We start from the raw sequence: 23540 nt of genomic DNA, 5'->3' as shown, positions 1-23540 counted from the left end.
GGACTTGGTGATTCCAGGGGCGTACGAGGCTTTGTCGGACGGGGAGTTACTGCACCCCCACCGCCCGGACGATCTCCTGTGTGACGGAGCCGCCCCGGTCGTCGCTCGCCGACGCGCGCAGGGAGACGTACCGCGCCCCGGACGGCACGGCCAGCGTGCCCTTCCAGGAGTCACCCTTGCCGCCGGTGAGCGGAACGGTCCGCCAGGAGGCGCCGTCGTCGTACGACACCTCGAGCTTCGCGCCGCCGATCGTGCCGGTGTCGGGCGCGCCCACGACGTACGAGGCGGAGATCCCGACCGGCACCCGGCCGCCGCGGACATCGCCCGACAGATCGGTGTCGACGTCGTAGGCGAGGTTGAGCAGCGGCAGGAAGGTCGCGCGGTCGGCCGGGGTCTGCGCCGAGCGGAAGGTCCACTCGGAGTGTCCCTTGGTGGAGAGCTTCCAGCGGTCCGCGTCCAGGGCGGTGTCGGTGACGACCTTGTAGGTGTGCTCGTCGGCGGGCGCGTCCCAGACGTACGCGGCGGAGCTGGTGCGCCGGTCGACGAGGGTGCCGTCCTGGTACACGGCGGTGGTCTGGTTCATGCCGCTGTCGGTGTTCCACGCGTCACCGAAGCCGGTGTGGTCGGGTCCGGAGTCGCCCCAGCCGGGCGTGTTGAACTGCAGCGTGTTCCCGGTGCGTTGCTGGCCCCAGCCGAGGCCGGTGCCGAGCCAGGGGTGCCAGACCGGCTTGAACCAGTTCAGCGCGGTGTGCGCGCCGCCACGGTAGTCGACGAGGCCGCTGCGCTCCTCCAGGGTGCCGTCGCCGACGGTCGCGGACTCGTGCCAGAGCTGACCGGGCCCGGTCGACACGTAGTCGGTCCGCTCGGCCGGGTAGTCGATCCGCTCCTGGAAGCCGATGCCGATGGGGAAGGCGTCGGTGATCGAGTAGCGGAACTCGCCGCCGCTCACCGGCTTCACCGCGTGGAACTTCGCGTCCAGCACGGCGAGTTCGCGCGGGCCGGGGGTGTAGGCGAGGCTCTTGTCGGGGACCGCTCCCTGGTGTCCCTGCGAGAGGTCGTACATGTACGGGGTGTTGCGCGTCCCCGTCATGTCGACCTTCTTGGCCTTGCGCAGCTCGGCCGCGTCCGCCGCGTTCACCGTGGCGATCTGCAGCGGCCGGTCCGCGTTGTCGTCACCGCCCCACCAGGCGTTGAGGCGTCCGGGGCTGTCGTCGGTGACGAACAGGGCCGTGACGCCCGCGTCCTGGGCCGCCTGGGCGAGCGCGGTGGGCGTGGTGCCGTCGGTCAGCCGGGCCAGGACGGCCTTGCCGCGTACGTCCGCCGGGAACGGGCCGTCCCCGACGTCGACGAGCGGGAGCCGGGTGCGCCCTTCGAGCAGGGTGGCGCCGGGCTGCGCGACCGCCTCGCCGAGCCCCTTGACCTCCACCTGCGGCTTGCCGAGCCGCCATACGGTGCGGTACTCGAAGCTGCCCTGGGTGACCTTCGCGGTGGGCGCGGCGAAGATGCTGTCGTACTTCACCGGCACCTGGAACGCGCCGAAGTAGTCGGAGCCGCGCGCGTTGCGGTCGTACTCCATCAGCAACTGCCGTGTCTGGGTGGTGCGGTGGACGTCGGCTGTGATCTCCCGCAGGCGCCGTCCGTCCAGGGTGACCTCGCGGTCGCGGTCGAGGCTGATCTCGGGTGCGGCGAGGAAGCCGAGGCCGAGCGAGTCGGCGCCGTGGCTGCCGCGTACGTCGAGGAAGGTGGCGAGGCTGTAGGCGCCCGGCTTCAACCGCAGGGCGAGGGTGCCGGATTCGCCGACGGCGGCCGGGAACGGGTCGACGCCCTGGGCGAGTTGCTGCACGACGAGGTCGGCGGGGGCGGGGCTGCCGTCACGGTCCTTGACGTGCACGGTGAGCGTGTAGCGCTCGTCCTCCTTGACCATGCCGAACGCGGTGTGGGCGACGGGCTTGCCGTGCGCGGAGGCGACGATCTGCCCGGAGACGTTCCCGACCGGCGCCTTGGCGCCGTCGCCGGTGACGGTGGTGGAGGCGGTGCCGTGCGCGGGCACGGTGAGCGTGGAGTCGGCGAGCGTGGCGACGCCCTCGGGCGCCCCCTGTGCGACGAGGCTCAACTCCACTGCTTCGTCAGAGGAGTTGGTGTAGGTGACGGTACGGGTCACCGGCTTGTTCGTGTCGTACGGCCACTTGTAGAAGCCGAGGTCCGCGCTGCCGGTGGCGGTCACCTGCGCCGTGACGGCGTCCGGGACGCTCACCCGGCCCGCGCCCACCGTGTAGGCGGAGTCGTCCAGTTGCTTCGAGGTGGACATCAGCGCGTCCTTGAGCCGTGCACCGCTCCAGTCGGGGTGCTGCTCGGCGAGCAGGGCGGCGACGCCCGCGATGTGCGGGGTCGCCATCGACGTACCGCTCATCCGGGTGTAGTAGCCGCTGCCGTCCAGGAGTTGGGAGCGCGCGGCGAGGATGTCGACGCCGGGTGCGGCGATGTCGGGCTTGAGGGCGTTGTCCCCGAAGCGGGGTCCGGCGCTGGTGAAGTAGGCGGGCTGGTCGGCGGAGTCGACGGCGCCGACGGTCAGCGCGGCGTCGGCGGCGCCGGGCGAGCCGATGGAGGAGGGCGCGCCGGTGTTCCCTGCCGCGACGACGAAGAGGGCGCCGGTCTCCGCGGAGAGGGTGTCGACGGCCTCGGCCATGGGGTCGGTGCCGTCGCTGGCCTCCGTCGAGCCGAGGCTCATGGAGATGATCCTGGCGTGTACGTCGCGGGCGGCCCACTCCATACCGGCGATGATCTGCGACTCGCTGCCGAAGCCCTCGTCGCTGAGCACCTTGCCGACAGCGAGGGTGGCGCCCGGCGCCACGCCGCGCTCGGTGCCGTCGGAGGCGGCGCCGCTGCCGCCGACGGTGGAGGTGACATGGGTGCCGTGCCCGTTGCGGTCGGCGACCTCCTGGCCCTCGATGAAGCTCTTGCTCTGGGAGACGCGGCCCGTGAGGTCCGGGTGTCCGGTGTCCGCGCCGGTGTCGAGGACGGCGACGGTGACGCCCTTGCCGGTGAGACCGGCGTCCCAGGCGGACCGCGTCCCTATCTGCTCGTTGCTCTCCGCCATGTCGGCCGTCACCCGGCCGTCGAGCCACACCTTGCCGATGCCGTGCTGCCCGGTGAAGGACCGCCAGAAGGTGCGCCCCTTCGCGGCGTCGAGGGCGGCCCCGTCGATGCTCGGCAGGGAGCGGGTCTGTGCGGCACCGCGCGGTGCCGCCTGCCGCGCGCCCTTGGCGTAGGTCACGATCAGCGGCAGCGCGTCGGCCTTGCGGTCGCCGAGCCCCTGCCGGATCAGGCCGCTGACGTCGAACAGCCGCCGGTCGAGCGTGCCCGCCCGCAGATACGGCAGCGCCTCGTCGGGCACGACGGTGACGTCCCCGTTCGCGACATCGGTCCGTACGGCCCCGGTGGCGCCCTGGGGCCGGTCGACGGTGACGGTCTTCTTCCCGCCGCCGAGGTCGGTGACGGTCACCTTGTCGCCCGTCACCAGCGTGACGGTCTGGGCGGCGGTGGCGGTACGCGCGGAGGCGGTGTGCGCGGAGGCGGTGCGCGCGGGGGTCGGCGCACCGCTCGCCGCAGCCGCGTTCCCTGACGGCAGCAGCACGAGCACGAGCCCGGCCGACAAGAGGATCCCGCCGCGTCTGACTGGTCCTGTGGACATCCCTGCCCTCTCTTCGTCGAGTGCTCCGAAGAGTGTCAGGGGGCTTGTGGGACAAGGGAGTTGACCGTGCGTGGCGGGAAGGCGAAGTGGCGGGTTCCCGCCAGGCCCCGCTCGCGGCCCTTCCCTGAGACCGCCGCGCGCACCTGAGGGGGCTTCGTACCTCGTACGTCAATCACCGCGCCCGGCGACACCGCTGTGTTCCCCCGTTCAGGCGTGCCCCGCCCGGCTCATCCTGAAGGGCGCCGGGCGTTGGGCCGCCGCAGGATACGTAGGAAGAGGTGGTCGCGCGGGGCCGCCTGCGGTCCGTTCTCGGGAGGTACCGCCATGACCGTCAGCCTCGACCAGTTGCGCCGCTGCCACTTCGCCGTGGATCTCGGGGCGGCCAAGACCCGGGTGTACGTCAAGGGCGTCGGGCTGGTGGTGGACCAGCCCAGTGCCGCTGCCGTGAACACCCGGACGGGCGCGCTGATAGCCGTCGGGGAGCTGGCGGAGCAGATGACGGGGCGCACCCCCGCGTACATCCGGGTGGTGCGGCCGGTCTCCGGCGGCACCGTCGTCGACATCGAGATGGCCCGGCGGATGCTGCGCCATCTGCTCGGCGAGAAGCTGCGCCGCGCCCTGCGCCGCAAGCCCCGGCTGCGGGCCGCCGCCTGCACCCCGCACGACGCGGACCCTCTGGCCCAGCGCGCGACCGTCGAGACCCTCGTCGGGCTGGGGGCCAGAAGGGTCGAGCTGGTGGACACCCTCGTCGCCGCGGCCGTGGGGTGCGGGCTGCCGGTCGAGCAGCCCGAGGCTTCCATGATCATGGTGTGCGGGGCGGCGGCCACCCAGATCGCCGTGCTCTCGCTCGGCAACATCGTGACCGCCGAGCGCGTGCCGGTGGGCGGCGAGGCCGTCGACCACGCGATCGCCCAACACCTGCGCCACGAGCACGCGCTGCTGCTGCCGAGCCAGTCGGTACGGCCCTTGCGGATCGCCCTGTCCGAGAACGGGCTCATGCCGAACGGCTCCGCCTCCACCGAGATCCAGGGACGGGACGTGGCCACCGGGCTCGCCCGGTCCGTACGGATCGACACCGCCGCCGTGCGCGTGGCCATCCAGACGCCACTGACCGCCGTGCTCGACGGCATCGGCAAGGTGCTGCGGGACTGCCCGCCCGATCTGGTGGCCGACCTCGCGGACCGGGGGATCATGATGGTCGGCGGCAGCGCGCTGCTGCCGGGGCTCGACCAGATGCTGCGCCAGGCGACCGGCATGCCCGTGCACATCGCCGAGCGGCCCGACATCTGCGCCGTCCAGGGCGTGGGCGCCATGCTGGAGGGCAAGATCCAGCCGCTGACCTTCAACCCGCTCGCGGCCTGACCGCTCGCACACCGCCCTCCCGTACGCCCCGTAGGCAGGCCACTCCCGTACGTCGCGCCCGTACGCCGCCTGCGGGTACCGCGCCGGTCGCCGGGATACTGGACGGGACGGAGCGCGCCCCGCGTGAGCGCGCTCTCACCGGCCGATGTCCCCGATCACCAAGAGAGCTGAGCATGCCCCCCGCCGAGGTCCCGCGTCTGCACCGCGTCGCCGTCCTGGTGCTGGCCGGAGCCAAGCCGCTCGATGTCGGCATCCCCGCGCAGGTGTTCACGACCCGCGCCAGCATGCCGTACGAGGTACGGGTGTGCGGTGCGGCCCCCGGCCTGGTCAGCGGCGGTGACGGCCTGTCCTACGCCGTCGAGCACGGACTCGACGCGCTGGCCTGGGCCGACCTCGTGTTCGTCCCCGGCTATCGGTTCCCGGACCGCGAGGACCCGCCGCAGGCCGTCCTCGACGCCCTGATCGCCGCCCATGAGCGGGGCGCGCGGCTCGCCGCCATCTCGACGGGCGCGTTCGCGCTCGCCGCCACCGGGCTGCTCGACGGCAAGCGCGCGACGACCCACTGGCACTACGCGCGCGCCCTGGCGCTGAAGCACCCCCGGGTGCACGTGGACGAGAACGTCCTCTTCGTCGACGAGGGCGACGTACTGACGTCGGCGGGCGCCGCCTCGGGCCTCGACCTGTGCCTGCACATCCTGCGCGCCGACCTGGGCGTGGCCGCGTCCAACCACGCCGCCCGGCGTCTGGTCGCGGCCCCCTACCGCAGCGGAGGCCAGGCGCAGTATCTGCCGCGCAGCGTGCCCGAACCCCGCGGGGAGCGGTTCACCGCCACCCGCGAGTGGGCCCTGCACCGGCTCGACAAGCCGCTCACCGTGGAGCTGCTCGCCCAGCACGCGGCGGTCTCCGCGCGCACGTTCTCCCGTCGCTTCGTCCAGGAGACCGGATACACACCGATGCAGTGGGTGATGCGCGCCCGCGTCGACAGGGCACGGGAGCTGCTCGAACGCTCGGAGCGCAGCGTCGAGCAGATCGCCGCCGAGGTCGGCCTCGGCACCAGCGCCAATCTGCGGCGGCACTTCCAGCGCATCCTCGGCACCTCGCCGATCGAGTACCGGCGCACCTTCACCCACGGGGCATAGCGGGTATTCCGACCTTGGCATGATCCTTGCGGATGCTGGCGTTCACGCCACTGGCAGCGGCCCGGAACGCATGCGAATCTCGCAGGGAAACCGAAGGGACGGACACCTCATGACTCGCATCGCCATCAACGGATTCGGTCGCATCGGGCGCAACGTGCTGCGCGCCCTGCTCGAGCGCGACAGCACCCTCGACGTCGTCGCCGTCAACGACCTGACCGATCCCACGGCCCTCGCGCGCCTGCTCGCCTTCGACAGCACGGCGGGCCGGCTCGGCCGCCCGGTGACGGTCGACGGGGACACGCTCGTCGTCGACGGCCGCCGTATCAAGGTGCTCGCCGAGCGCGAGCCCGCGAACCTGCCCTGGGGCGAACTCGGCATCGACGTCGTGCTGGAGGCGACCGGCCGCTTCACCTCGGCGAAGGCCGCGCGCGGCCACCTCGACGCGGGTGCGAAGAAGGTACTCGTCGGCGCCCCGTCGGACGGCGCGGATGTCACGCTCGCGTACGGCGTCAACACCGACGCCTACGACCCGGCCACGCACACGATCGTCTCGAACGCGTCGTGCACGACCAACGCGCTGGCCCCGCTGGCCGCGGTCCTGGACGACCTCGCCGGTATCGAGCACGGCTTCATGACGACGGTGCACGCCTATACCCAGGAGCAGAACCTCCAGGACGGCCCGCACCGCGACGCCCGCCGCGCCCGCGCCGCCGGTGTCAACATCGTCCCGACCACGACGGGCGCGGCCAAGGCGATCGGCCTGGTGCTGCCGAACCTCGACGGCAAGCTGTCGGGCGACTCGATCCGCGTCCCGGTCCCCGTGGGCTCGGTCGTGGAGCTGAACACGACGGTCTCCCGTGACGTGACGCGCGACGAGGTCCTGGCGGCCTACCGTGCCGCGGCCGAGGGCCCCCTGGCCGGTGTTCTCGAGTACTCCGAGGACGAGCTGGTGTCCTCCGACATCACCGGCAACCCGGCCTCGTCGATCTTCGACTCGAAGCTCACCCGCGTCGACGGCCGCCACATCAAGGTGGTCGCCTGGTACGACAACGAGTGGGGCTTCTCCAACCGCGTGATCGACACCCTCGAACTCCTCACCTCTCACTGAGCCGACGCCGCCCGCGAGGGGCGGCCGAGCGGACAGTGACCCGCGCCCCGCTCTGGACGTCCGGAGCGGGGCGCGGCGTTCGTACGAGGCGTCAGATGGGTCAGCCGTCACTCCACTTCGTGCACGTGGCCACGCCCACGTGGCGGCCGCACGCACCCATGCCCCGCACCGGGACGGAGTTGTCCGCCCTCGTGAGCACGTCGTTGCCGGTACGCACCCGGTAGAGCCCGCCGAGAAGCCCCGAGTAGGCGACCCGCGGGACCGCTTTCCACGTGGCTCGGTGTCCGCGAGACGTCGTCTGTTGGCTTGCCGGTCTGTTGGGCCGAACGGCGGTAGGGGTGCGGGCGGTGGGTCGGTCAGGTCGGGGAAGCGCCGAGGAATCTCAGGACGGCGAGAACGCGCCGGTGGTCGGCGTCGGCTGCGGGCAGGTCGAGTTTGGCGAGGATGTTGTTGATGTGCTTGGCCACTGCGCTGTCGCTGACGACCAGGGCCTCGGCGATCGCGGTGTTGGAGCGTCCCTCGGCCATCAGGGCGAGTACCTCCCGTTCGCGTGGCGTCAGCCGATCGAGCGGGTCGTTGCGGCGGCGCACGAGTAGCTGGGCGACCACCTGTGGATCCAGTGCCGTGCCCCCGGCCGCGACCCGCTGAACGGAAGCCACGAACTCCTCCACGTCGGCGACGCGTTGCTTGAGCAGGTAGCCGACGCCGCTGGTGTTGGTTGTCAGCAGGTCGGCCGCATACCGCTCCTCGACGTACTGCGAGAGCAGTACCACCGCGGTCTGCGGCCATTGCTGACGGATCATCAGCGCGGCGCGCACGCCTTCGTCGGTGAAGCCGGGTGGCATGCGGACATCGACCAGGGCCAGCCCGGGCCGGTGTTCCTCGACGGCCGCGAGCAGGGCTTCGGCGTCGCCGACTTCGGCCGCGATCTCGAAGCCGGCCATCTCCAGGACCTTGACGAGCCCGACGCGCAGCAGCAGTGAGTCCTCGGCGATCACAGCTCGCATGGCAGCTCCACGGCGATGGTGGTCGGGCCCCCGACCGGGCTGCTGATGTGGAAGGTGCCGTCGACGGAACCGACCCGTTTGGCCAGCCCGCTCAGCCCGCTGCCGGTGGAGGTGTCGGCGCCGCCGATCCCGTCGTCGGTGATGTTCACACGCAGCATTCTCCCGATCTGTTTGACAGTGGCGTCCACGCGGGTGGCGCGGGCGTGCTTGGTGACGTTGGTGAGCGCCTCGGAGACCACGAAGTAGGCGACCGACTCCACGGTGGGCGCCGCTCGCTCCTCGAGGTCGACTCGCAGCCGTACCGGGATCGGTACCCGGGCGGCCAGCCCGGACAGCGCCGCGTCCAGCCCGCGGTCTTCGAGGACGGCCGGGTGCAGGCCGCGCACCAGGTCGTTGAGTTCGGCGATGGCCTCCTTCGCCTCGCGGTGCGCCTCGTCGATCACGGTGCGGGCCTCGTCCGGCAGGTTGGTGAGGGTGGCCCTGGCCAGGCCCAGGTTGACCGCGAGGGAGACCAGGCGCTGCTGGGTGCCGTCGTGCAGGTCACGTTCGATGCGGCGGCGTTCGGTATCGACGGCGTCGATCAGGTCGGTGCGGCTCTCGGACAGGTGCTCCACACGCTGCTGAAGCCGCTGGGAGCGGCTGGTCCCGAGCAGCGCGAGCGCGATCCGGGTCTCGGCGCGGGTCACCGGCCCGGTCAGCCAGAGTGCGGCGCACAGCAGCAGCACGCCGGCCGCGGTGTAGTACACCGCTTGGGTCGCGTAGTCGACATGGTCCAGGCGAACCTGGACCGGCAACATCCAGGCCCACCCGTTGACGGTGACGCCGGCAAGACCCGCGACCCACGCGGCGAGCACCCCCAGCTCCACCAAAGCCAGGAGCGGACCGACAAGCAGGTGGTATCCGGCCTGCCGCCAGGTCTGGGCCACGGACAGCCACCGCAGAGCGCGCCTCAGCCACCCTTGCTCGCGCGCGGCCGGCAGCCGGCGGATCTCCACTCCCAGCAGCACCCGGTAACGGCGTCGCTGCACAGCGGTGAGCACAAGCACACCGAGCAGGATCAGCACAAACGGGAGCGGGAGCCACGCCCACGGCCCGTACTTCGCGGCACTCGCCATCCAGCTCCACAACGGCACCAGCGCAAGGTGCAGCGGAATCCCGGCCGCCAAGAAGCCGGTGTCCCGCCAGACCCGAACAACTCTGCGCCGCAGCGCCCGGGGAATCGTCATGACTCGACGGTAAAACGCCAGGTGAGGGCTATGCCATGCACTGTGCATCCGGATCGATGGTGAACCTGGCACCACCCTGAGAACGGCACCCGCCATTACTGACTGTGATCGCCGTGCGGCTCAGGCTGAAGGACATGCAGGAAATCACCGAACCGTTCCCGGAGCCGGACGCCGAGCACGGCATACGCAGGCCGCACGGCCCGCGCACGGGATCGCTCCCCAGCCCGCAGCGCCGTCGTCCGGACCGCCTTCCAGGCCGACGGCGGGGTCTTGTCCTGGCCGGCTGCGGGGTGGCGCTGCTGCCGTGGCTCGTCGTGTTGGCCACCAGCCTGCCGACCACCTTCCATGCCTCGCACTGGTCCGCCGCCTGGGTAGGTCTGGACACGCTGGAGGCGATCGGCCTGATCACCACAGGTCTGCTGGCCACCCGCGGGGATCGGCGACTGGCACCGCCCGCCGCCGCGACGGCCGCCCTGCTCACCGTCGACGCCTGGTTCGACACGATGACCGCGGCCAGCGGGAGCGAACTGCGCGTGGCGCTGGTCATGGCGTTGTTCGCAGAACTTCCGCTCGCAGCGATATGCGTCCGCCTGGCGGTTCGAGCACTGCCCCGCACCCCATGAAACCCGCCACACCGACCCGGGCTGCAACCACGGATACCACCCCTACGCCCAACGCAGCCTGCTGGACCTGCCGTTGCCGTTCCTCACATCCGCCCGGCTCGCCGCGGTACTCACCCCGAGCCCGGGCGAGCGGATCCTCGAAGTGGGGCCTGGCAGTAGCTGCGTTTCAACCCTGCGCCCGATCGCAACGCTCACTTCGAGGACCTGAGAGCTGATCGGCAGCCCAGCCCAGGTTTTCCGCCTCGGCGAAATCATCCCGTGCCCGGCAGCGGCAGCGGCAGCGGCAGCCGATGCGACGGTGTGGCTTGATCAGTGGGTCGAACTCAAGGAACGCGAGGGTCAGCGCATCACGACCTTGCGTTCCTACCGGCACCACATCCGGGACTACATCAAGCCATATCTGGGGCACCTTCGATGTCGCCAGGAAGGCGACGCTCCCGCAGGCCACCGATACCGAGGTCGAGCCGTGGACCGGCGAGGCGCTGGGCCTGCGTCGGGACGACATCGACCTTGCAGGGCGCACGCTGACGGTGCGTCGGCAGGTGATACAGGAGTCCGGGCGGAAGAAGCGGAAGCAGGCGGCGGCGCCGTGTCCGTACTGCGAGACCGGGCACCGACCGGCAAGGGCCGCGCGGTTGTTCGCGGCCCTGGTCGACGAGGTCGGTCTGCGCCGGGTGCGGCTGCATGATCTGCGCCACGGTTACGCGTCCCTGCTGCTCGCTGGTGGCGTACAGCTTGAGGCCATGTCAAAGATGCTCGGGCACTCCGGAATTCAGATCACGTCGAAGGTGTACGCACACCTGCTGCCCCCGCGCCCGGAAGACTCCGTCCGAGCGACCTACGGGCGTGTGTGACCACTCTGTGTCCACCTCCCAGGCAGAATCGACCACGGAACCCGGAACGGGGTCCGACGCCGATCGTTCCGACGCAGGTCAGAACGATTTTGCCCAGGAGACTGGGAGTGGGGCGGGTGGGACTCGAACCCACGGCCGACGGATTATGAGTCCGCTGCTCTAACCGGCTGAGCTACCGCCCCGTACGGCGCGTCGCGCACAAGTGTGCGCGCCGTCTGCCGCAGCATAGCCGCTCATACGATCTCCTGCTTCGGATGGTCGGCTTCATCTGACCTTGAGGACTCCGCAGCGCGTGCGGTGGTTCCTGCGGGCATGAAAAAGGACCCCTGTGGGGTCCTGATTCATCTGGGCTCCCCCGACTGGACTCGAACCAGTAACCTGCCGGTTAACAGCCGGCTGCTCTGCCAATTGAGCTACGGAGGACCGAGCTCCCCCGACTGGACTCGAACCAGTAACCTGCCGGTTAACAGCCGGCTGCTCTGCCAATTGAGCTACGGAGGAATGCCTCGTTCGCATCGAACGTACCTCCCTCGGCATCTGCCAGGGGGCGCTCGCTCGCTGCGACACATACATTAGCGCAAGCAGGGGGGTGCTCCGCCAATCGGTATCCCCCGCGATCGATGCCCCCATGGGGGACGACGCAGAAGCTAGGGAAGGGTGACCGCCATGCGCTATCGGCTCACGTTCTTCGCCGGGGTGGCTCTCGGCTATGTGCTGGGCACGCGGGCCGGGCGCGAGCGGTACGAGCAGATGAAGCAGTCCGCTCGTCAGGTCGCGCAGAACCCCGCGGTGCGCAACACCGCCGAATCGGCCGCCCAGCAGGGCCGCGACTACGCGGGCCGGGCCTATCACGCGGTGAGCGGCAAGACCCATGTGCCCGACTCCATCGCGGCCCGGGTGCGCTCCCTGCGCGAGCGGCGTACGAAGGGTGCCGGCGCGGACGACTGGGGTACGAGCACCGGCTGACGTCCGTAGCCGCGGGCGCGGCACGCACACCCCCGCGGGTACGGCAGAATTTCCGCCATGGGGATAGTCGCCGGGTTGGACAGTTCGCCCGATTTCACTCGTATCGTCGTCTGTGACGCGGACACGGGGGCCGTGTTGCGGCAAGGCTATGCACCGCATCCGGTGGAGCGCCCCGAAGGCGGAGGCCGCCCCTCCGACGTGGATCCACAGGCCTGGCTGCTGTCCCTCGGCGAGGCGGCGGCCGGCGGCCTGCTGGAAGGCGTGCAGGCCATCGGGGTCTCCGCGCAGCCGAACGCCCTCGTCCCGCTCGACGCCCAGGGCGCCACGGTGCGGCCCGCGCTGGTCGGCGGTGACCGGCGGGCGCAGGTCGCCGGAGCCGATCTCGTGGACGGCCTCGGCGGGCGGCAGGCCTGGGCCGAGGCCGTCGGGTGTGTGCCGCAGGCCGCGCAGCCCGTGACCAAGCTGCGCTGGCTCGCGCGGTCCGAACCCGACAACGCGCAGCGCAGCGCCCTGCTGATGCAGGCCCAGGACTGGCTGGTGTGGCAGCTTCTGGGGCGGCCGACGCGCAGGACCACCGATCGCGGCGGCGCCTCGGGGACCGGCTACTGGTCGGCCGCGACCGGCGCCTACCGCACCGACCTCGTCGAGCTGGCGCTCGGCCACCAGGCCGTGCTGCCCGAGGTGCTCGGCCCGTCCGAGGCGGCGGGGACGACGCCGGAGGGGCTGCTGATCTCCGCGGGCACCGGCGAGACCATGGCGGCCGCCCTGGGGCTCGGCATCGGGCTCGGCGACGCGGTCGTCTCGCTCGGCGCCTCCGGGTCGGTGATGGCGGTGCACCCCGAGGCGCTCGTGGACTCGACCGGGATGATCACCTCGCTCGCGGACGCGACGGGCATGCATCTGCCCGTGGTGACCACGCTCAACGCCGTGCGCGCCCTGCGCGGCACCGCCGAACTGCTCGGCGTACCCGACCTTCGGGCGCTGTCCGACCTCGCGATGAAGTCGACGCCGGGTTCGCACGGGCTCGTCATGCTCCCGTATCTGGAGGGCGAGCGGACACCCAGCCTGCCGCACACCGCGGGCACCCTGACGGGGCTGCGGCGCGAGTCGATGAAGCCCGAGCATCTGGCGCGGGCCGCGTTCGAGGGCATGCTGTGCGGGCTCGCGGACGCGCTGGACGTCCTGCGCGGCCGTGGGGTCGACGTACGGCGGATCTTCCTGCTGGGTGCCGCGGCGGAGCTGCCGGCCGTGCAGGCGGTGGCTCCCGCGCTGTTCGGCGTGCAGGTCGTGGTGGTGCAGCCCGCCGACTACGCGGCGATCGGCGCGGCCCGGCAGGCGGCCTGGGCGCTCGGTGTGTCCCAGGGCACTCTCGACCCCCACACCCCGCCCGCCTGGCAGGGCGCGGTCGCCCAGGTCCTGGAGCCGGGCGAGGAACTGGCGGTGGGCCAGGCCGTGCGCCAGCAGTACGTCTCGGTACGGGAGCAGACCCACCCTGGCGCATTCCGGCCGTAACACGCCGCCGTCGGGTTAATCAGTTGAGGTAACGCCGGTGGAGTGTTCGACGATAGGGGGTGGTGCATCCCGAACCACCCCGGTCCGTCGACGACTCCGAGAGATCCCGCGTGCTCATACGACTTCTGAGGGCCCATCTGGGCCCGTACAAGAAACCCATCGGCCTGCTGGTGCTGCTGCAGTTCGTGCAGACCTGCGCCACGCTCTATCTGCCCACCCTCAACGCGCACATCATCGACAACGGTGTGGTGAAGGGTGACACCGGTTACATCCTGTCCTTCGGCGGTCTGATGATCGCCGTCTCGCTGGGCCAGGTCGTGTGCAACATGGGCGCCGTCTACTACGGCGCCCGGACGGCGTCGGCCCTCGGCCGGGACGTCCGGGCCGCCGTCTTCGACCGTGTGCAGTCCTTCTCCGCCCGTGAGGTGGGCCGGTTCGGGGCGCCGTCGCTGATCACCCGGACCACGAACGACGTCCAGCAGATCCAGATGCTGGTCCTGATGACGTTCACCCTGATGGTGTCGGCGCCCATCATGTGTGTGGGCGGCATCGTGCTCGCGCTCGGGCTGGACGTCCCGCTGTCCGGCGTGCTGGTCGCGGTGGTCCCGGTGCTCGGCATCTGTGTGGCGCTGATCGTGCGCCGGCTGCGTCCGCTGTTCCGCAGCATGCAGGTCCGCCTCGACACGGTGAACCGGGTGCTGCGCGAGCAGATCACCGGCAACCGCGTCATCCGCGCCTTCGTCCGGGACGCGTACGAGAAGAACCGCTTCAAGGACGCGAACACCGAACTCACCGAGGTCTCCCTCGGCACCGGCCGCACGCTGGCGCTGATGTACCCGCTGGTGATGACCGTGGTGAACCTCTCCTCGATCGCGGTGGTCTGGTTCGGCGCGCACCGGATCGACAGCGGCGGGATGCAGATCGGTGATCTGACCGCCTTCCTGGCCTACCTCATGCAGATCGTGATGTCCGTGATGATGGCCACGTTCATGTTCATGATGGTGCCGCGCGCCGAGGTGTGCGCCGAGCGCGTCCAGGAGGTGCTCGGCACCGAGTCGAGCGTCGTGCCGCCCACCGCGCCCGTCGTCGAGATGCGCCGCCATGGTCATCTGGAGATCCGCGGCGGCGGGTTCGGCTATCCGGGCGCCGAGGAGCCGGTGCTCAAGGCCATCGACCTGGTGGCGCGGCCCGGCGAGACCACGGCGGTCATCGGGTCCACCGGCAGCGGCAAGTCGACCCTGCTCGGGCTGATCCCCCGGCTCTTCGACGTCACCGACGGCGAGGTGCTCGTGAACGGCGTCGACGTCCGGGAGATCGGCCCCGAGCTGCTGGCGCGGACGGTCGGGCTCGTCCCGCAGAAGCCGTATCTGTTCGCGGGTACGGTCGCGAGCAATCTGCGGTACGGCAATCCGGACGCCACCGACGAGGAGTTGTGGCACGCGCTGGAGGTGGCGCAGGCCAAGGAGTTCGTGTCGGCGCTCGAGGAGGGCCTCGACTCCCCCATCGCGCAGGGCGGCACCAATGTCTCCGGTGGGCAGCGGCAGCGGCTCTCCATCGCGCGCACGCTGGTGCAGCGCCCGGAGATCTACCTCTTCGACGACTCCTTCTCCGCGCTCGACTACGCCACGGACGCGGCCCTGCGCGCCGCGCTGGGCCGGGAGACCGCCGAGGCGACCGTGGTGATCGTCGCCCAGCGCGTGTCGACCATCCGCGACGCCGACCGGATCGTGGTCCTGGACGAGGGCCGGGTCGTCGGCACCGGCAGCCACCACGAGCTGATGGCGAGCAACGAGACCTACCGGGAGATCGTGCTCTCCCAGCTCACGGAAGCGGAGGCGGCCTGATGGCCATGGGACGCATGATGGCCGGCGGCCCCGACCAGCGCTCGATGGACTTCAAGGGGTCCGGGAAGCGGCTCCTCGCCCAGTTCAAGCCCGAACGCACCCTGATGTACTGGATGGTCGCCTGCGGTGTGCTGAGCGTGGCCCTGTCCGTGGTCGGGCCGAAGATCCTCGGCAAGGCGACCGACCTGGTCTTCGCCGGGATCATCGGCCGCCAGATGCCCGCGGGGGCGTCCAAGGAGCAGGTCCTCGACGCGATGCGGAAGCGCGGCGAGGGCCGCGTCGCCGACATGCTCTCGGGGACGGACTTCACGCCGGGCAAGGGCATCGACTTCGGTGCCGTGGGGAACGTCCTGCTGCTGGCGCTGGTGACGTTCCTGGTGGCCGGGCTGCTGATGGCGGTCTCCACCCGGCTCTCCAACCGGGCCATCAACAAGACGGTCTACCGGCTGCGCGAGGCCGTGCAGGCGAAGCTGTCGCGGCTGCCGCTGTCGTACTTCGACCAGCGGCAGCGCGGTGAGGTGCTCAGCCGCGCGACCAACGACATCGACAACATCGGCCAGACGCTCCAGCAGTCGCTGGGCCAGCTCGTCAACTCGCTGCTGACCATCGTGGGCGTGCTGGCGATGATGTTCTGGGTGTCGTGGCTGCTGGCCCTGGTCGCGCTGGTGACCGTGCCGCTCTCCTTCGTCGTGGCCACGCGGGTCGGCAAGCGCTCGCAGCCGCACTTCGTGCAGCAGTGGAGCACCACCGGCACGCTGAACGCGCACATCGAGGAGATGTACACCGGGCACACGCTGGTGAAGGTGTTCGGGCGCCAGGAGCAGTCGGCGCGGCAGTTCGCCGAGCAGAACGAGAAGCTGTACGAGGCCGGGTTCAAGGCGCAGTTCAACAGCGGTGTGATGCAGCCGCTGATGATGTTCGTCTCCAACCTGAACTACGTACTGGTGGCGGTCGTCGGTGGGCTGAGGGTCGCCTCCGGCTCGCTGTCCATCGGTGACGTCCAGGCCTTCATCCAGTACTCGCGGCAGTTCTCGATGCCGCTGACGCAGGTCGCGTCGATGGCGAACCTCGTGCAGTCGGGCGTCGCTTCGGCGGAACGAATCTTCGAACTGCTGGACGCCGAGGAGCAGGAGGCGGACCCCGAGCCCGGGATGCGCCCCGACGAGCTGCGCGGCCGGGTCGCGCTGGAGAACGTGTCGTTCCGCTACGACCCCGACAAGCCGCTCATCGAGGACCTGTCGCTGAAGGTGGAGCCGGGGCAGACGGTCGCGATCGTCGGCCCGACGGGCGCGGGCAAGACGACGCTGGTGAACCTGCTGATGCGGTTCTACGAGGTCACCGGCGGCCGGATCGCGCTCGACGGTGTCGACATCGCCAAGATGTCGCGGGACGAGCTGCGGTCCGGGATCGGGATGGTGCTCCAGGACACCTGGCTGTTCGGGGGCACGATCGCGGAGAACATCGCCTACGGTGCCCGGCGCGAGGTCACGCGCGACGAGATCGAGGAGGCGGCGCGGGCCGCGCATGCGGACCGGTTCATCCGTACGCTGCCGGACGGCTACGACACCGTGCTCGACGACGAGGGCACGGGGGTCAGCGCGGGTGAGAAGCAGCTCATCACCATCGCGCGGGCGTTCCTGTCCGACCCGGTGATCCTCGTCCTCGACGAGGCGACGAGTTCGGTCGACACCCGTACCGAGGTGCTCATCCAGAAGGCGATGGCCAAACTCGCGCACGGGCGGACGTCGTTCGTCATCGCGCACCGGCTGTCGACGATCCGGGACGCGGACACGATCCTCGTGATGGAGAACGGGTCCATCGTCGAACAGGGCGCCCACGGGGAGCTGTTGGCGGCCGACGGGGCGTATGCGCGGCTGTACCAGGCGCAGTTCGCGCAGGCGGTGGCCGAGGTCGACTGACGCCCGCGATCCGAGGTCCGGGGCCGGTGCTGGAGTCCAGCGCCGGCCCCGGTCGTTCGAGGGTCAGTCGAGATACCCCCTCAACTGCTCCGCGTACGCGTGGTCCCGCAGCTTGTTCAGGGTCTTCGACTCGATCTGGCGGATCCGCTCACGGGTCACGCCGAAGATGCGGCCTATCTCCTCCAGTGTGCGGGGGCGGCCGTCCACCAGTCCGTACCGGAGCTGTACGACCTTGCGTTCGCGTTCGCCGAGCGTGGACAGGACCGCGTCCAGGTGCTGCCTGAGCAGCAGGAAGGCGGCGGACTCGACCGGGCTCGCGGCGTCGCCGTCCTCGATGAGGTCGCCGAGGGCCACGTCGTCCTCCTCGCCCACGGGCGCGTGCAGCGAGACCGGCTCCTGGGCGAGCCGCAGCACCTCGCGGACGCGTTCGCCGGGCAGGCCGAGGTGCGCGGCGACCTCCTGGGGCGTCGGCTCGTAGCCGCGCTCCTGGAGCATGCGGCGCTGGACGCGGACGACCCGGTTGATCAACTCGACGACGTGGACCGGGACACGGATGGTGCGCGCCTGGTCGGCCAGGGCGCGCGACATGGCCTGGCGGATCCACCAGGTCGCGTACGTCGAGAACTTGTACCCGCGGGCGTAGTCGAACTTCTCGACGGCCCTGATCAGGCCGAGGTTGCCCTCCTGGACCAGGTCGAGCATGGTCAGCCCGCGGCCGACGTACCGCTTGGCGACGGAGACGACGAGCCGCAGGTTGGACTCGATGAGCCGCCGTTTGGCCACCCGGCCCATGACCACCAACCGGTCGAGGTTCAGGGCGAGTCGGGTGTCCAGGTCGGGGGTGTTGCCGAGCTTCTCCTCGGCGAACAGGCCGGCCTCGACACGGCGGGCGAGTTCGACCTCCTCCTCGGCCGTGAGCAGGGGGACGCGGCCGATCTCGCGCAGGTACTGGCGGAACAGGTCCGAGGACGGGCCGGGGTCGGTGGCGCCGCGGAACGATTCGACGGGCTCGGGCGCCTCGACGGCCGCGCCGGGCCCCGCCTCGGGGTGGTGCGCGGGCCGGCTCTGCGAGGGCACGGCCGAAAGGACGTCGCTCTCCACGTCCGGCTCGTCCGCAGGGGTGTCGGTCTGGGTGAGGGTCTGGGTCTGCACGGGGGCGACCTCCAGGGATGTCGCTGCGGGGGCGTGCGGCAGCGGTACGTCGGGGATGCCGCCGGGCATCCCGTGGTCGTCGAGCGGAACCGCGGGGTGCCGGACCCGCCGTACACGGGTCGGCCACGCTCCGAGGACTCAGGAACCGGAATCCAGTGTGGAGTACGACACAACGCCACCACGAGGGGCGTGCGACCACTTTCTGAGTTCGTTCCGTGACCGCCCGGTTACTCAGCTCGTCGGACCGTCGGATCGGCGACGGACGCGCGCCCCGAGGCGTGACCGCTCGTGCGGCGGTGCTACAGCGCCGTCGCCCCGCGTTCGCGCAGCGCCTGGTCGTACTGCTGGAGTACCCACAGCTCGTTCTGTACCGCGGACAGGTGGGCCGGGTCGCCGTGGGGGCCCAGGCGGGTCAGGGTGCTCTGGACGTCGCGGACGCGGCGTTCGACCGCGCGGCGGCGGACCGAGACGAGGACCGTGCCCGCGTAGACCTCGTCCACCGTGCGGCGCATGATCGCCTCGACCGCGAGTTCCGTGACCATGGCGCGGACCGTGTCGTCGGGGGCCGCCTCGCGGACGCGGATCAGATACTCCTGCGGGTCCTGGGCGCCGTACTCCGCGCCGCCCGCCTCCAGGATCGCCTCGCGGACCGCCGCGTACGGCGCCGCCGTGAACTCGTCCACGCCGTACGCGTCGAACGCCGGGGAGACCAACTCCGGCTGCTGAAGGGCCAGTTTGAGCAGCTCGCGCTCGGTCGCGTAGACCGGGTTGCGGAGGTTGAGCGCCGGGCCCGAGGCACTCCGGCGCGGCGCCGCCTCGTACGGCTGCGCCGGGCGCGGCCCGCTCGGCGCCGGACCCCTGCCGCCCCGCTGACGCGCCCAACGGGCCAACTGCCCCACCCGCTTGACCACGAACTGCGTGTCCAGGATGCCGAGCATCCCGGCGAGCTGCACCGCGACCTCGTGCTGGGCGCCGCTGTTCTTGATCCGGGCGACGACCGGCGCCGCCTCGTCGAGCGCCGCCGCGCGGCCCGCGGGGGTCTCCAGGTCATAGCGGCCGACGATCTGACGGAGCGCGAACTCGAAGAGCGGCGTGCGGGGTTGGGCCAGATCGGAGACGGCCTCGTCCCCCTTGGCCAGGCGCAGCTCGCAGGGGTCCATCCCGTCCGGCGCGATCGCGATGTACGTCTCGGCGGCGAACTTCTGGTCGTCCTCGAAGGCGCGCAGGGCCGCCTTCTGGCCGGCCGCGTCACCGTCGAACGTGAAGATCACCCGCGCCGAGCCGTTGTCCATCAGCAGCCGCCGCAGGATCTTGATGTGCTCACCGCCGAAGGCCGTGCCACAGGTCGCGATGGCCGTGGGGACGCCCGCGAGATGGCAGGCCATGACGTCCGTGTAGCCCTCGACCACGACCGCGCGGCTCGACTTCGCGATCTCCTTCTTCGCCAGGTCGATGCCGTAGAGGACCTGCGACTTCTTGTAGATCGCCGTGTCGGGGGTGTTCAGGTACTTCGGGCCGTTGTCCGCCTCGTACAGCTTGCGCGCGCCGAAGCCGACCACGTCCCCGCCGATGTCGCGGATCGGCCACATCAGCCGGCCGCGGAAGCGGTCGATGGGTCCCCGGCGGCCCTCCTGGGAGAGCCCGGAGAGCAGCAGCTCCTTGTCGCTGAACCCCTTGCCGCGCAGATAGCGGGTGAGATGGTCCCAGCCCTGGGGGCTGTAGCCGACGCCGAAGTGGAGCGCGGCGGCCTGGTCGAAGCCGCGCTCGGCCAGGAACAGGCGTCCCGTCTCGGCCTCGGGGCTGATGCCGAGCTGCTCGGCGTACCACTGCGCGGCGATCTGGTGCGCCTCGACCAGCCGGATGCGTTCGCCGCGCTGGTGGCTGGGGTTGTACCCGCCCTCCTCGTACCGCAGCGTGATGCCCGCGCGGGCGGCGAGGCGCTCGACCGCCTCCGAGAACGTGAGGTGGTCGACCTTCATCACGAACGTGATGGTGTCGCCGCCCTCTTGGCAGCCGAAGCAGTGGAACAGGCCCTTGCTCGGGCTGACCTGGAACGACGGCGACTTCTCGTCATGGAAGGGGCACAGGCCCTTGAGGTTCCCGCCGCCCGCGTTGCGCAATTGCAGGTACTCGGCCACGACGGAGTCGATCGGGACCGCGTCCCGTACCGCCTTCACGTCCTCGTCGTTGATCCGTCCTGCCACGAGGAGATTCTACGGGGGCGCACGGACAGCCCGCGGGCTCGTGCCACGCCCCCGGTGGCGAGCGGGGCACCGCGCGCGCTGCCGCGAACACCCCGCCGCCACCTAGGCGGACAGGGTCTCCAGCGGGACCGCCGGGTCCGCGAGCGCCTCCCGGTCCACCACCGTTCTCGCCCGGATCAGCGACTGAACGGGCTCTGTGACGTCCCACACATTCACGTTCATCCCGGCCAGCACCCGCCCCTCCCGCAGCCAGAACGCGAGGAAGCGCCGCTTGCCGACGTCGCCCCGGATCACCACCTCGTCGTACGAGCCGGGCGGCGCCCAGCCCGAGTACTCCATCCCCACGTCGTACTGGTCCGAGAAGAAGTACGGCACCCGGTCGTAGGTCACCTCGCGGCCGAGCATCGCGCGGGCGGCTGCCGGGCCGCCGTTCAGCGCGTTCGCCCAGTGCTCCACGCGCAGCCGGGTGCCGAACAGGTCGAGCGGGAAGGACGCCACGTCACCGGCCGCGTAGATGTCGGGGTCGGACGTACGCAGCCCGGTGTCCACCGCGATACCGCCGCCCTGCGCGCGGTCGGCCAGTTCCAGTCCGGCCGCCTCCGCGAGAGCCACCCGCGGGGCCGCGCCGATCGCGGCGAGCACCGCGTGCGCCGGGTGCTCCTCGCCGTCGTCGGTGCGGGCGGCCAGCACCATGCCGTCCTGGCCGACGATCTCGGTGAGCCGGGCCCCGAAGTGGAAGCGGACGCCGTGTTCGCGGTGCAGTTCGGCGAAGAGACCGCCCAGCTCGGGGCCGAGGACGCCGTGCAGCGGGGTCGGCTCGGGCTCGACGACGGTGACCTCCGCGCCGTACCCGCGGGCCGCCGCCGCGATCTCCAGGCCGATCCAGCCGGCGCCCGCGATCACCAGATGGCCGTTGTCCCGGCCGAGCGCGCTCAGTACGCCCTTGAGGCGCTCGGCGTGGGCGAGGCGGCGCAGATGGTGGACGCCCACGAGGTCCGTGCCCGGGATGTCCAGGCGCCGGGGCTCGGCGCCGGTGGCGAACAGCAGCTTGTCGTAGTGGACGAGCGTCCCGTCGTCGCCGTAGCGGACCGTCTTCGCGGCGCGGTCGACGGCGACGACGGTCTGGCCGAGGTGCAGTTCGACATCGTGGCGCGCGTACCAGGCGGGCTCGTGCACGAAGACGCTGTCGCGCTCCTCCTTGCCGAGCAGATAGCCCTTGGACAGGGGAGGCCGCTCATAGGGGTGGTCGCGTTCGTCGCAGATGAGGATCACGCGGCCGGTGAAGCCCTCCGCCCGGAGCGTCTCGGCCGCCTTCGCACCGGCCAGACCTCCTCCCACGATGACGAACGTCTGGTCCTCGTCGACCACGTGAATGCCTCCTCGTGAGGATGTCGCCCCTTGCGAGCGTCCCGCACGGAGCGTGATGCGGGAAGAGGGAGTGGCCCGATCAGGCCACGCTCGGTCACGTCCGGGTCAGGTCCGGGTCAGGTCCTGTCACCGGAGTCCCACCAGTCGCGCGTGCAGGGCGAGCGCCGAGATGTCCGTGAGCGAGGCGATCTGATCGACGATCACCCGCTTGCGGGCCCGGTCGTCGGCCGCCTCCTCGAACAGCGCCCGGAACTGCGGATCGAGCCCCTCGGGCGCGCGAGCGGTGAGCGCCTCGGCCAGCTCGGCGACCACGACCCGCTGGTCGGCGCGCAGCCGCTCCTGCTCGGCGCGCTGCATCACATACCGGTCGGCGACCGCCTTGAGGACCGCGCACTCCATCCGGGTGCTGCGCGGTACGACGAGTTCGGCCGCGTACCGGGTGAGCCGCCCGCTGCCGTACGCCGCCCGGGTCGCGCCCTCGGCGGCCAGGCAGAAGCGTCCGATGAGCTGGCTGGTGGCGTCCTTGAGGCGGGCCTGGGCGGCCGCCGAACCGTCGTAGCCGTGCGGCCACCAGTCCTGCGAGAGCAGCCGGTCGAGGGCCTCGGCGAGTTCGTCGGGGTCGGTGTCCGCCGGTACGTAGCGCCCGACGGCGACGGCGAAGACCGCCTGCCGCTCGGGCTCCGCGTGCAGACAGTCGGGGTCGATATGGCCCGCGTGCAGGCCGTCCTCCACGTCGTGCACCGAGTAGGCCACGTCGTCGGACCAGTCCATGACCTGCGCCTCGAAGCAGGTGCGGTGGCCGGGGGCGCCCAGGCGGACCCAGTCGAAGACCGGCCGGTCGTCGTCATAGACCCCGAACTTGGGGGAGGCGGGGTCGCTGGGGTGGGCGCCGCGCGGCCAGGGGTACTTGGTGGCGGCGTCGAGGACGGCGCGGGTGAGGTTCAGGCCGACGCTGACGAGCTTCCCCGTCGTCGCGTTGCTGACGAACCGTTTCGGCTCGATCCGGGCGAGCAGCCGCAGGGACTGGGCGTTGCCCTCGAAGCCACCGCAGTCCCGCGCGAACTCGTTCAGCGCCTGTTCGCCGTTGTGCCCGAAGGGCGGGTGGCCGAGGTCGTGGGAGAGACAGGCGGCCTCGACGAGGTCCGGGTCGCAGCCGAGGGCGGCGCCCAGCTCGCGGCCGACCTGGGCGCATTCCAGCGAATGGGTGAGCCGCGTGCGGGGGGTGGCGTCCCAGGCCGGGGCCTGGCCCGAGGTGCCGGGGGTGACGACCTGGGTCTTGCCCGCGAGGCGGCGCAGCGCCGCCGAGTGCAGCACCCGCGCGCGGTCCCGCTGGAACGCGGTGCGCCCCGGGCGCTTGTCGGGCTCGGCCGCCCAACGCTCGACGTCCGCCGGTCCGTACGGCGGGCCGTCCGCCCAGCCGTTCTCATGCCGCGCGGGGCTCTCGGAGGCCTTCGGTGCAGTCCCGTCCATGACCCGACAGTAATCGCAGCCGCGGACAATCGGGATGCGGGGCCCCGTATCCGGCGGCCACATCGCCACGGAGACGTTCCTGGTGTGGGGCGTGA

The 23540-nt window shown here is 71.3% G+C and carries 15 protein-coding genes, 3 tRNA genes and 1 pseudogene; 9 read left to right on the top strand and 10 right to left on the bottom strand.

The genetic code is table 11. The features are described from left to right. Positions 1-46 precede the first annotated feature (46 nt). Positions 47-3691, bottom strand: a complete 3645-nt coding sequence (locus ACZ60T_RS14150; protein ID WP_469666116.1) for a S8 family serine peptidase — start codon at positions 3689-3691, stop codon at positions 47-49. A gap of 324 nt (positions 3692-4015) precedes the next feature. Between ACZ60T_RS14150 and ACZ60T_RS14145 the strand changes: the two genes are divergently transcribed. From ACZ60T_RS14145 to gap, 3 genes are all read left to right on the top strand, one after another. Continuing rightward, positions 4016-5053, top strand: coding sequence for a rod shape-determining protein (locus ACZ60T_RS14145; protein WP_365619525.1), 1038 nt, complete (start codon positions 4016-4018; stop codon positions 5051-5053). Between the two features lie 173 nt (positions 5054-5226). Further along, complete coding sequence (locus ACZ60T_RS14140) at positions 5227-6192, top strand: GlxA family transcriptional regulator (protein ID WP_469666115.1); 966 nt, start codon at positions 5227-5229, stop codon at positions 6190-6192. Between the two features lie 109 nt (positions 6193-6301). Continuing rightward, a complete protein-coding gene (gene gap / locus ACZ60T_RS14135) occupies positions 6302-7300 on the top strand; it encodes a type I glyceraldehyde-3-phosphate dehydrogenase (RefSeq protein WP_365619521.1) in 999 nt (332 codons plus the stop codon). Between the two features lie 356 nt (positions 7301-7656). Here gap and ACZ60T_RS14130 read toward each other — a convergent pair whose 3' ends face one another. Together ACZ60T_RS14130 and ACZ60T_RS14125 are read right to left on the bottom strand one after the other, a co-directional pair. Beyond that, on the bottom strand, positions 7657-8307 hold the full coding sequence (locus tag ACZ60T_RS14130) for a response regulator (protein WP_469666113.1): 651 nt from the start codon (positions 8305-8307) through the stop codon (positions 7657-7659). After that, the gene (locus ACZ60T_RS14125) at positions 8295-9533 is read right to left on the bottom strand and encodes a sensor histidine kinase (protein WP_365619517.1); all 1239 of its coding nucleotides are present in this window, start codon (positions 9531-9533) and stop codon (positions 8295-8297) included. Before ACZ60T_RS14125 ends, ACZ60T_RS14130 begins: the two co-directional genes overlap by 13 nt. 134 nt (positions 9534-9667) lie before the next feature. Here ACZ60T_RS14125 and ACZ60T_RS14120 point away from each other — a divergent pair, with 134 nt between their 5' ends. Further along, positions 9668-10156: a hypothetical protein gene (locus tag ACZ60T_RS14120; protein ID WP_469666112.1), complete on the top strand. Its 489-nt coding sequence runs from the start codon at positions 9668-9670 to the stop codon at positions 10154-10156. 542 nt (positions 10157-10698) lie between these two features. Continuing rightward, entirely contained in the window at positions 10699-11010 is a 312-nt protein-coding gene (locus ACZ60T_RS14115; protein WP_469666111.1) for a tyrosine-type recombinase/integrase, read from the top strand. 108 nt (positions 11011-11118) lie between these two features. Here the strand turns inward: ACZ60T_RS14115 and ACZ60T_RS14110 are convergent. The 3 genes from ACZ60T_RS14110 to ACZ60T_RS14100 all read right to left on the bottom strand — a co-directional run bounded on the left by ACZ60T_RS14110 (position 11119) and on the right by ACZ60T_RS14100 (position 11511). After that, positions 11119-11192 (bottom strand) — tRNA-Ile (locus ACZ60T_RS14110). 168 nt (positions 11193-11360) lie between these two features. Beyond that, positions 11361-11433: transfer RNA gene (locus ACZ60T_RS14105), tRNA-Asn, on the bottom strand. A gap of 5 nt (positions 11434-11438) precedes the next feature. Then, positions 11439-11511 (bottom strand) — tRNA-Asn (locus ACZ60T_RS14100). 165 nt (positions 11512-11676) lie between these two features. Here ACZ60T_RS14100 and ACZ60T_RS14095 point away from each other — a divergent pair. The 4 genes from ACZ60T_RS14095 (at position 11677) to ACZ60T_RS14080 (ending at position 17251) form a co-directional block, all read left to right on the top strand. Further along, the gene (locus ACZ60T_RS14095) at positions 11677-11976 is read left to right on the top strand and encodes a YtxH domain-containing protein (protein WP_365619510.1); all 300 of its coding nucleotides are present in this window, start codon (positions 11677-11679) and stop codon (positions 11974-11976) included. A 57-nt stretch (positions 11977-12033) separates the two neighbouring features. Then, on the top strand, positions 12034-13488 hold the full coding sequence (locus tag ACZ60T_RS14090) for an FGGY family carbohydrate kinase (RefSeq protein ID WP_469666109.1): 1455 nt from the start codon (positions 12034-12036) through the stop codon (positions 13486-13488). Positions 13489-13598: 110 nt separating this feature from the next. Further along, on the top strand, positions 13599-15332 hold the full coding sequence (locus ACZ60T_RS14085; protein WP_469666108.1) for an ABC transporter ATP-binding protein: 1734 nt from the start codon (positions 13599-13601) through the stop codon (positions 15330-15332). Next, positions 15332-17251, top strand: a complete 1920-nt coding sequence (locus tag ACZ60T_RS14080; RefSeq protein ID WP_469666106.1) for an ABC transporter ATP-binding protein — start codon at positions 15332-15334, stop codon at positions 17249-17251. Before ACZ60T_RS14085 ends, ACZ60T_RS14080 begins: the two co-directional genes overlap by 1 nt. A gap of 63 nt (positions 17252-17314) precedes the next feature. Here the strand turns inward: ACZ60T_RS14080 and ACZ60T_RS14075 are convergent. From ACZ60T_RS14075 to ACZ60T_RS14060, 4 genes and pseudogenes are all read right to left on the bottom strand, one after another. Then, a pseudogene (locus ACZ60T_RS14075) lies at positions 17315-18519 on the bottom strand (RNA polymerase sigma factor). Between the two features lie 183 nt (positions 18520-18702). Continuing rightward, a complete protein-coding gene (dnaG, locus tag ACZ60T_RS14070; RefSeq protein ID WP_469666105.1) occupies positions 18703-20607 on the bottom strand; it encodes a DNA primase in 1905 nt (634 codons plus the stop codon). 102 nt (positions 20608-20709) lie between these two features. Further along, positions 20710-21975 (bottom strand): NAD(P)/FAD-dependent oxidoreductase, encoded by a 1266-nt coding sequence (locus ACZ60T_RS14065; RefSeq protein WP_365619495.1) that lies wholly within the window; start codon positions 21973-21975, stop codon positions 20710-20712. 126 nt (positions 21976-22101) lie between these two features. Next, on the bottom strand, positions 22102-23445 hold the full coding sequence (locus ACZ60T_RS14060) for a deoxyguanosinetriphosphate triphosphohydrolase (RefSeq protein ID WP_365619493.1): 1344 nt from the start codon (positions 23443-23445) through the stop codon (positions 22102-22104). Positions 23446-23540: the final 95 nt, after the last annotated feature.

This window comes from Streptomyces sp. NPDC104371 (assembly GCF_055583785.1).
This window is presented reverse-complemented; position numbering and strand designations above follow the sequence as displayed.

Excerpts from the sequence above, each read along its gene's own strand:
- ACZ60T_RS14150 (WP_469666116.1), bottom strand. The coding sequence starts at position 3,691 with ATGTCCACAGGACCAGTCAGACGCGGCGGGATCCTCTTGTCGGCCGGG.
- ACZ60T_RS14145 (WP_365619525.1), top strand. The coding sequence starts at position 4,016 with ATGACCGTCAGCCTCGACCAGTTGCGCCGCTGCCACTTCGCCGTGGAT.
- ACZ60T_RS14140 (WP_469666115.1), top strand. The coding sequence starts at position 5,227 with ATGCCCCCCGCCGAGGTCCCGCGTCTGCACCGCGTCGCCGTCCTGGTG.
- gap (WP_365619521.1), top strand. The coding sequence starts at position 6,302 with ATGACTCGCATCGCCATCAACGGATTCGGTCGCATCGGGCGCAACGTG.
- ACZ60T_RS14130 (WP_469666113.1), bottom strand. The coding sequence starts at position 8,307 with ATGCGAGCTGTGATCGCCGAGGACTCACTGCTGCTGCGCGTCGGGCTC.
- ACZ60T_RS14125 (WP_365619517.1), bottom strand. The coding sequence starts at position 9,533 with ATGACGATTCCCCGGGCGCTGCGGCGCAGAGTTGTTCGGGTCTGGCGG.
- ACZ60T_RS14120 (WP_469666112.1), top strand. The coding sequence starts at position 9,668 with ATGCAGGAAATCACCGAACCGTTCCCGGAGCCGGACGCCGAGCACGGC.
- ACZ60T_RS14095 (WP_365619510.1), top strand. The coding sequence starts at position 11,677 with ATGCGCTATCGGCTCACGTTCTTCGCCGGGGTGGCTCTCGGCTATGTG.
- ACZ60T_RS14090 (WP_469666109.1), top strand. The coding sequence starts at position 12,034 with ATGGGGATAGTCGCCGGGTTGGACAGTTCGCCCGATTTCACTCGTATC.
- ACZ60T_RS14080 (WP_469666106.1), top strand. The coding sequence starts at position 15,332 with ATGGCCATGGGACGCATGATGGCCGGCGGCCCCGACCAGCGCTCGATG.
- ACZ60T_RS14060 (WP_365619493.1), bottom strand. The coding sequence starts at position 23,445 with ATGGACGGGACTGCACCGAAGGCCTCCGAGAGCCCCGCGCGGCATGAG.